The 7,271-nt window shown below is 63.3% G+C and carries 10 protein-coding genes; 7 read left to right on the forward strand and 3 right to left on the reverse strand.

What is annotated here, in order from left to right; all coding sequences use genetic code 11:
* Position 1 precedes the first annotated feature (1 nt).
* The 6 genes from rpsP to ACTHL0_RS05570 all read left to right on the forward strand — a co-directional run bounded on the left by rpsP (position 2) and on the right by ACTHL0_RS05570 (position 4,183).
* On the forward strand, positions 2-247 hold the full coding sequence (gene rpsP, locus ACTHL0_RS05545) for a 30S ribosomal protein S16 (protein ID WP_440565589.1): 246 nt from the start codon (positions 2-4) through the stop codon (positions 245-247).
* 88 nt (positions 248-335) lie between these two features.
* The gene (gene rimM / locus ACTHL0_RS05550; protein ID WP_440565590.1) at positions 336-1,028 is read left to right on the forward strand and encodes a ribosome maturation factor RimM; all 693 of its coding nucleotides are present in this window, start codon (positions 336-338) and stop codon (positions 1,026-1,028) included.
* Between the two features lie 2 nt (positions 1,029-1,030).
* Positions 1,031-1,822, forward strand: a complete 792-nt coding sequence (trmD, locus tag ACTHL0_RS05555; protein ID WP_440565591.1) for a tRNA (guanosine(37)-N1)-methyltransferase TrmD — start codon at positions 1,031-1,033, stop codon at positions 1,820-1,822.
* Positions 1,823-1,965: 143 nt separating this feature from the next.
* Positions 1,966-2,346: a 50S ribosomal protein L19 gene (gene rplS, locus ACTHL0_RS05560; protein WP_102610281.1), complete on the forward strand. Its 381-nt coding sequence runs from the start codon at positions 1,966-1,968 to the stop codon at positions 2,344-2,346.
* Positions 2,347-2,447: 101 nt separating this feature from the next.
* A complete protein-coding gene (locus ACTHL0_RS05565; RefSeq protein ID WP_440565592.1) occupies positions 2,448-3,125 on the forward strand; it encodes a CoA pyrophosphatase in 678 nt (225 codons plus the stop codon).
* A gap of 119 nt (positions 3,126-3,244) precedes the next feature.
* On the forward strand, positions 3,245-4,183 hold the full coding sequence (locus ACTHL0_RS05570; RefSeq protein WP_440565593.1) for a CobD/CbiB family protein: 939 nt from the start codon (positions 3,245-3,247) through the stop codon (positions 4,181-4,183).
* 56 nt (positions 4,184-4,239) lie between these two features.
* Here the strand turns inward: ACTHL0_RS05570 and ACTHL0_RS05575 are convergent, their stop codons facing one another.
* The 3 genes from ACTHL0_RS05575 to ACTHL0_RS05585 are packed head-to-tail and all read right to left on the reverse strand — an operon-like array spanning position 4,240 to position 6,794.
* Positions 4,240-4,554, reverse strand: coding sequence for a putative signal transducing protein (locus ACTHL0_RS05575; protein ID WP_440565597.1), 315 nt, complete (start codon positions 4,552-4,554; stop codon positions 4,240-4,242).
* A gap of 42 nt (positions 4,555-4,596) precedes the next feature.
* The gene (gene rsgA / locus ACTHL0_RS05580; RefSeq protein ID WP_440565594.1) at positions 4,597-5,535 is read right to left on the reverse strand and encodes a ribosome small subunit-dependent GTPase A; all 939 of its coding nucleotides are present in this window, start codon (positions 5,533-5,535) and stop codon (positions 4,597-4,599) included.
* The gene (locus ACTHL0_RS05585) at positions 5,532-6,794 is read right to left on the reverse strand and encodes a M48 family metallopeptidase (protein ID WP_440565595.1); all 1,263 of its coding nucleotides are present in this window, start codon (positions 6,792-6,794) and stop codon (positions 5,532-5,534) included. The genes rsgA and ACTHL0_RS05585 overlap by 4 nt, the downstream gene beginning before the upstream one ends.
* Before the next feature lie 125 nt (positions 6,795-6,919).
* Here ACTHL0_RS05585 and orn point away from each other — a divergent pair.
* On the forward strand, positions 6,920-7,271 hold a 352-nt coding region (orn, locus tag ACTHL0_RS05590; protein WP_440565596.1), incomplete at its 3' end, for an oligoribonuclease.

Here is a 7,271-nt window from a genome sequence, read left to right on the forward strand (position 1 = left end):
CATCCGCTTGGCACGTGGCGGCTCGAAGAAGCGCCCGTTCTACAACATCGTCGCAACCGATTCGCGTAACCGTCGCGACGGCCGTTTCATCGAGCGCGTCGGCTTCTACAACCCGGTTGCCACGAAGGGCGAATCGCTGCGCATCGCGCAAGATCGTCTGACGTACTGGCAAGGCGTTGGCGCACAACTGTCGCCGACGGTCGAGCGTCTCGTGAAGCAAGCGCAAAAGGCGCAACCGGCTGCTTAATCGCGCTGGCGGCAGTGGTCGGCCCATGTGTCGTCCGGTCGGCTATCGCTGCGTCTCGCGCATGATCGAGCAACTGTGAGGTTTGTCGATGTCCGTTCGTGATTCGGGCGGCTCGGGTCGGGCCAAAACGGCTTCCCGTGCCCCTGTGTCGTTTGGCGCGTTCGCGCGCAAGCCGGTCGAGCGCAATGCGACGCATGCAGCCGCCGGTCAGGCGTCGGCGGGCATCGAACCGGTGGAGTCATTGCCGGACGATGCCGTCGAAGTCGGTGCGATCGTCGATGCATACGGCCTCAAGGGCTGGGTGAAGGTCGCGGCACACGCGAATGCCGCTCAAGGCGGCGATGCATTGACGAGCGCCAAATGCTGGTGGCTCGTCAAAGGGCGCGAGATCAAAGCCGCGCCTGTCGTGGCGGTGAAAGTCCATAGCGACAGCATCGTCGCACAGTTGAGCGGTGTTGGCGATCGCGATCAAGCACTGGCGCTGCGCGGTTGGCGCGTCCAAGTGCGCCGCAGTGATTTTCCCTCGCTCGGCGCCGATGAATTCTACTGGGTCGATTTGATCGGCCTGGAAGTCGTCAACGAGGCGGGTGTCACGCTCGGTGCCGTCGTCGATCTCATCGATAACGGCGCCCATGCGGTCCTTCGCATCGAGTACCCGTCACAAGGTAGGGACGGGCAGCCGGCCACCGGCGAGCGGTTGATTCCGTTTGTCGGTGTGTATGTGAAAACGGTGGACCAGGCGGCGAAACGCATCGTCGTCGATTGGGAAGCCGATTACTGAGCATGGTCCACATCAGGGAGCGCGCGATGCAGTTCGATGTCGTCACGCTCTTTCCCGAGATGTTCCGCGCGATTACCGAGTGGGGCATCACGAGCCGAGCAGCCAAGCAAGGCCGGTTCGGTTTGAGAACGTGGAATCCGCGCGATTTCACGACGGATAATTACCGGACCATCGACGATCGTCCATACGGTGGCGGGCCCGGCATGGTCATGCTGGCCAAGCCGCTCGAAGCGGCGATCGGTGCCGCGAAAGCGGCGCAGGCCGCCCAGGGCGTGAACGCGACGCGTGTGGTGATGATGTCGCCCCAAGGGGCGCCGCTCGATCATGAACGCGTCATGCGTTTTGCGAGCGAGCCCGGGCTCGTGCTGCTTTGCGGGCGGTACGAAGCGATCGACCAACGCCTCATCGATCGCTGTGTCGACGAGGAAGTGAGCCTCGGCGATTTCGTGCTTTCCGGCGGAGAATTGCCGGCCATGGCTTTGATGGACGCGGTGGTGCGGCAGTTGCCGGGCGTGCTCGGCGATGCACAGTCCGCGGTGCAGGATAGCTTCGTGGACGGCTTGCTCGATTGCCCGCACTATACGCGCCCCGAAGAATATGAGGGTGCGCGCGTGCCCGATGTGCTGCTCGGCGGCCATCATGCCGAAATCGAGCAGTGGCGCCGCAAAGAGGCGCTCAGAAATACCCTTGCCAAGCGGCCCGATCTGATCGTGCGTGCGCGGCGAAACAAGATGTTGAGTCGTGCCGATGAGGCATGGCTCGCAAGTCTTGCGAAGGTGGCACCGGAGTCCTAACGGTCTTCGGTCCACCCGCGGGGCGTAAGCGGCGCCGTGAAAACGGCGTCAGATGTGAACCCATCCTCTATCGGGGCCGAGCCATACTGCCGATTCGGCATACGGCAGGCACAACGCCGACAAGATGGCATAAGGAGTCAGTGATGAATCTGATTGCAAAACTCGAGCAGGAAGAAATCGAGCGCGTGCTCGCCGGCAAGTCGATCCCTGAATTCGCCCCTGGCGATACGGTGATCGTCAACGTGAACGTGGTCGAAGGTACGCGCAAGCGTGTCCAGGCCTATGAAGGCGTGGTGATCGCGAAGCGTAACCGTGGCCTGAACTCGTCGTTCATCGTCCGCAAGATTTCGTCGGGCGAAGGCGTCGAGCGTACGTTCCAAACGTACTCGCCGTTGCTGGCCAGCATCGTCGTGAAGCGTCGTGGCGATGTGCGTCGCGCGAAGCTGTACTACCTGCGCGAGCGTTCGGGCAAGTCGGCACGTATCAAGGAAAAGCTGGTCTCGAAGGACCGCGCGGCTTCCTGAGCGTGCAAGCAGTAAAAAAAAAGCGCCTTCGGGCGCTTTTTTATTTGTCCTTTGCCGAGTCACAATGGCGGGTATCCGCCCATGACTTCACGAGCGTTGCGTTGATTCGTCCCGTCTTCGAGCCCGAAGTCCTCCCGATCGAAACCACCGGTTCCGATTTGCCCGTCGTCGCCGATTACCGGCTCACGCCCGCGAGCTTGCGCGAGCGCTTCGCTCAACGCCTGGTGTGGGCGCCCGAGCCCTTCGAAACGTTCACCGAGCGCGGCGATCCGCGCGCGGCCGCGGTCCTCGTGCCGCTTGTCGTCCGTGACGCGCACCTTTCGGTGCTCCTCACGCGGCGGGCCGATCATTTGAGCGACCATGCGGGGCAGATCAGCTTTCCTGGCGGCCGCCGCGAGCCCTCCGATCCCGATGCGGTCGCGACGGCGTTGCGCGAGGCACAAGAGGAAGTCGCGCTCGCGCCCGATCGCGTCGAGGTGCTTGGGGCGCTGCCCGACTATCTGACTGGCACGGGGTTTCGGGTCACGCCCGTCGTCGGACTCGTCCATTCGCCGTTCACGGTGCACGCCGATACGCTCGAAGTGGCGGAAATCTTTGAGGTGCCGCTGCCTTTTTTGATGAACCCCGCCAATCACGAAGTTCGGCTGCTGCGCTGGGAGGGCGGTGAGCGTCGCTTTTTCGCCATGCCGTATCCGCGTTCGGGCACGGGCGGTCAGTATTTCATTTGGGGCGCAACGGCCGGCATGTTGCGCAATTTCTATCGCTTCCTCGCCGCATGACCGCGCAACACCGCTGTCGTTTCCCGCTCGGTTGACGTCAGACGATCACATTCGGCCATGGCACCCTGTGCTATCGTTACGCGATATACGAACAAACTCGAATTGGCACGGCTCCTCGCATGACCTTTTTCTCCGTATTGTTGGCCCTCGTCATCGAACAGCTGCGCGCGCTCTCGCCGAGCAATCCTATCTTCGCGCTGCTGCAATACCACGCGGAATCGGCCGCGCACGGTTTCGACGCGGGTAAGAGAAAGCACGGCATGCTGGCCTGGCTTGTCGTCGTACTGCCATGGACGCTGGCCGTCGCCGCAATCTATTACGTCCTTTATCGAATCAGTTTCGTGCTGGCGTTCCTCTGGAACGTCGTCATCGTTTATTTCACGCTCGGTTTTCGGCAGTTCAGCCATTACTTCACCGATATTCACCTCGCGCTCAATAATGACGATGTCCCGCGCGCGCGGGAAATCCTGGCCGAATGGACGGGCATGGAGACGGTGGATATGCCGGTCGGTGAAATCGTGCGCCATACGCTGATTCATGCTGTTATCGCGTCGCATCGGCATGTGTTTGGCGTGTTCTTCTGGTTTCTCGTGCCGATCGGCCCCGCGGGTGCCGTGCTCTACCGTATCTCGGAATACCTGGCACGCAGCTGGAGCGTGCCGGCAGGTGATCGGACGGCCGCTTTCGGGGCATTTGCGCGCAATGCGTTTTTCGTTATCGATTGGGTGCCGTCGCGTCTGACGGCGCTCGGCTTTGCGATCGTCGGCAACTTCGAGGATGCGATCTACGCGTGGCGTAATCACGCCCGGCAGTGGCCCGATGCCAACGACGGCGTGCTGCTCGCCGCCGGGAGCGGGGCGCTCGGCGCACGTCTGGCCGGCCCGTTGGCGGAGCCTTCGAGCCTCGATGCACTCGGCGCATCCGACGGCGGCCCGTTGACGGTCGGCGACGATTGCACGCCGCGCACATTGCAATCGGCGGTCGGCCTCGTCTGGCGGGCCGTGATCTTGTGGATGATCTTGCTGCTGATGCTGACCATCGCCGTCTGGGTAGGCTAGGGGCAAGGTAAGGGGCTAACGGGCGACCGGGCGACCGTTGATTGCCTGCCCGCGCTTCAGCTTTCCTCGCGCCACGCACCACAGCGCCAACATGCGGTGAATTGCGGTTCCAACGTCTCGCCGCAGGCGCGGCATCGCCACGGCACCGCCCCCGCAGGCGGGCCGCTTTGGGCCGCCGCCAAGATTCGTCTCGCCAGCAGTTCGTCGCGTTCGTCGACGAGCCACAACTCCGGTGCGCATTGGTCCGCGGGAATTTCGCCGAGCGCGCCGTTCAAGTAGCGGTTATGCAGTTCGCATTCGATTCCGGCCGCGGCCAGCACGTTCACCCAATGTTGGCCGATGACGGGATTCGGTGCGTGGATGAGCTTCAGCATGAGCGGGCGTTTGTCGAGCGAATGGCGCGGTGGCTACGGCTATCGGACGACTTGACTGGCTTCGTGCACCAGTTGCGCATAGAGCCCGTGCCGCTCGCGCGCGATACGCCCGTCAGCCAGCGCCGCGAGGATCGCGCAGCCCGGCTCGTGCAGGTGATGACAATTGTAGAACCGGCAATCGGCCAGCAGCGGACGGAACTCGGGGAAGGCTCGCTCGAGCGTGCCTTCGGTCAAATGGTGCAGGCCGAACTCCTGAAAGCCGGGGGAATCGATCAGCGCACCGCCGTCGGGAAGCGGGTAGAGCCGCGTGAACGTCGTCGTATGGCGGCCGCTGTTCAGCGCCGTCGAGATCTCGCGCGTGGCGACATCGGCATCGGGAACGATCAGATTGACGAGCGTGGACTTGCCCATCCCGGACTGGCCGAGCAGCAGCGTCGCATGACCGCGTAGCCGTTCACCCAGCACGGCGCGTGCATCCTCGGGGCGGGTCTTGATCGATAGTTCCAGCACGTCATAGCCGAGCGCGCGGTAGGGTGCGAGCCGCTCGCGAGCGGCGGGCAGCGCGGCTGTCACGTCGGTCTTGTTCAAGACGATCAACGGCTTCAGTTCGTTGGCCTCGGCCGCCACGAGCGCACGGCCCAGCAGATCTTCGCTGAAATGCGGCTCCGTGGCCAGCACGATCAGCAACTGATCGAGGTTGGCCGCGAACAGCTTCGATTTGTATTGATCGGACCGATAGAGCAGGTTGCGCCGTTCGCCGATTTCAACGATGACCCCTTGGTCTGTCGATGTCGGTTCGTAGAGCACGCGATCGCCCACTGCGACCTCGCTTTTCTTGCCGCGAGGAAAACACTGCAGCAGCGTGTGCGGCTCGTGCTCGGGGGCGACAAGGTAGTGGCGGCCATGCGACGCGATGACGAGCCCGTGCGAGCTCGCGGCGCCGGCGCGCTTGCCGGGTTTGGCGGGACGCGAGCTCATGCTGCGTGCCGCAGCAGCCGTTCGATCCGCTGCGACGCGGGCGGGTGCGAGTAGTAGAAGGCCGTATACACGGGATCGGGCGTCAAGGTGGAGGCGTTGTCCTCGTACAGCTTGACGAGCGCGCTGACGAGCTCCTGCGCGTCGGTTTGGCTGGCCGCGAACGCGTCCGCCTCGAATTCGTGCTTGCGCGAGGTCAAGCTGCCGAGCGGGGTGACGAAGAACATGAACGCCGGCAGCGCCAGGAAGAACAACACCAGCGCGATGGCATCGTTGCTGCCTGTCATCGAAGGCCGCACGCCGAGCCCTTCGTAGAACCACGTCCGCCCGCTCAGCCAGCCGAGCAGGGCAAAGAGCCCCAAGCTGATGACGAACGTCAGGAGCATGCCCTTCGTGACATGACGGCGCTTGAAATGACCGAGCTCGTGCGCGAGCACGGCTTCGATTTCGCTGCCCGTCAGGCGTGCCAGCAGAGTATCGAAAAAGACGATGCGTTTGCTGGCGCCGAAGCCCGTGAAATAGGCGTTGCCGTGCGCGGAACGACGGCTGCCGTCCATCACGAACAGGCCCTTGGCCGCAAACCCGCAACGTTTCATCAGCGCTTCGATGCGGTGGGAGAGGGCTTCGTCGGTGAGCGGCTCGAACTTGTTGAACAGCGGCGCGATCAGCGTCGGATAGAGCACGCGCACGAGCAGCTGGAAGGCGACCGTGACCGCCCATGCCCACACCCACCACAGGCCGCCGGCCCGATCCATGAGCCAAAGCACGACGAACAGAAGCGGCAGCCCGAAGGCGGCGCCGAGGGCGGTGCCCTTGCCCAGATCCGCGAAGAAAATCGCGCGCGTCATCCGGTTGAAGCCGAATCGCTCCTCGACCACGAACTGGCGGTAGTAATCGAACGGCAGATCGATCGCACTCGTGATCACGGTCACCGCGGCCACCAGCACGATCTGGCCCGTATAACCTTCGCCAAGCCACGCGCGGATGGCGTGGTGGAGCGCCTGGACGCCGCCGAGCAGCGTCAAAGCGATGAGCACGGCCGCCCCGACGACGATTTCGAGCATCGACAAGCGTGTGCGCACAACGGTGTAATCGGCCGCGCGCCGGTGGGCCGCGAGCGGGATGGTATCGGCGAACTGCCGCGGTACCACCTCCCTGCGTGCCGCCACGAAGCGGATTTGCCGCGAGGCGAGCCACAATTTCGTGGCGACCATCGCGACCACCATGACGGTGAACAGAACGGTGAAGTCGAGAGCGGGCATCGGGAAGTCCAGGTTATCTATGCGAGAATTATAAAGTTTCGCGGGGCCGGGCGAGGGTGCTCGATCCCGCGTAAAACCGTTTCGCTTCGTTTGCTTCGTTTTGTACCCATCAACGGATTGCTTTCATGACTGACTTACTCGAACCCGTCGGCGAGCCGACACTCGCGCGCAGCGAGATGAACCTCGTTTGGCTCGATATGGAGATGACGGGGCTCGAGCCCGACACCGATCGCATCATCGAAATCGCGGTCGTGGTGACGAACTCGACGCTCGAGAAGGTGGTCGAGGGCCCGGTGCTCGCCATCCACCAGAGCGACGAAACGCTCGACAAGATGGACGATTGGAACAAGAACACGCATGGCCGTTCCGGCCTCATCGATCGTGTGCGGGCATCGACAATCACCGAGGCGGATGCCACCGAGCAGATTCGCGCCTTCCTGGGCAACTATGTGCCGCCCGGCAAATCGCCGATGTGCG

The sequence above is a fragment of the Trinickia sp. genome, assembly GCF_051961175.1.
Classification (GTDB): domain Bacteria; phylum Pseudomonadota; class Gammaproteobacteria; order Burkholderiales; family Burkholderiaceae; genus Trinickia.

Coding starts and splice junctions, on each gene's coding strand:
- rimM (WP_440565590.1), top strand. CDS start 336: ATGTCCGTTCGTGATTCGGGCGGCTCGGGTCGGGCCAAAACGGCTTCC.
- trmD (WP_440565591.1), top strand. CDS start 1,031: ATGGTCCACATCAGGGAGCGCGCGATGCAGTTCGATGTCGTCACGCTC.
- rplS (WP_102610281.1), top strand. CDS start 1,966: ATGAATCTGATTGCAAAACTCGAGCAGGAAGAAATCGAGCGCGTGCTC.
- ACTHL0_RS05570 (WP_440565593.1), top strand. CDS start 3,245: ATGACCTTTTTCTCCGTATTGTTGGCCCTCGTCATCGAACAGCTGCGC.
- rsgA (WP_440565594.1), bottom strand. CDS start 5,535: ATGAGCTCGCGTCCCGCCAAACCCGGCAAGCGCGCCGGCGCCGCGAGC.
- ACTHL0_RS05585 (WP_440565595.1), bottom strand. CDS start 6,794: ATGCCCGCTCTCGACTTCACCGTTCTGTTCACCGTCATGGTGGTCGCG.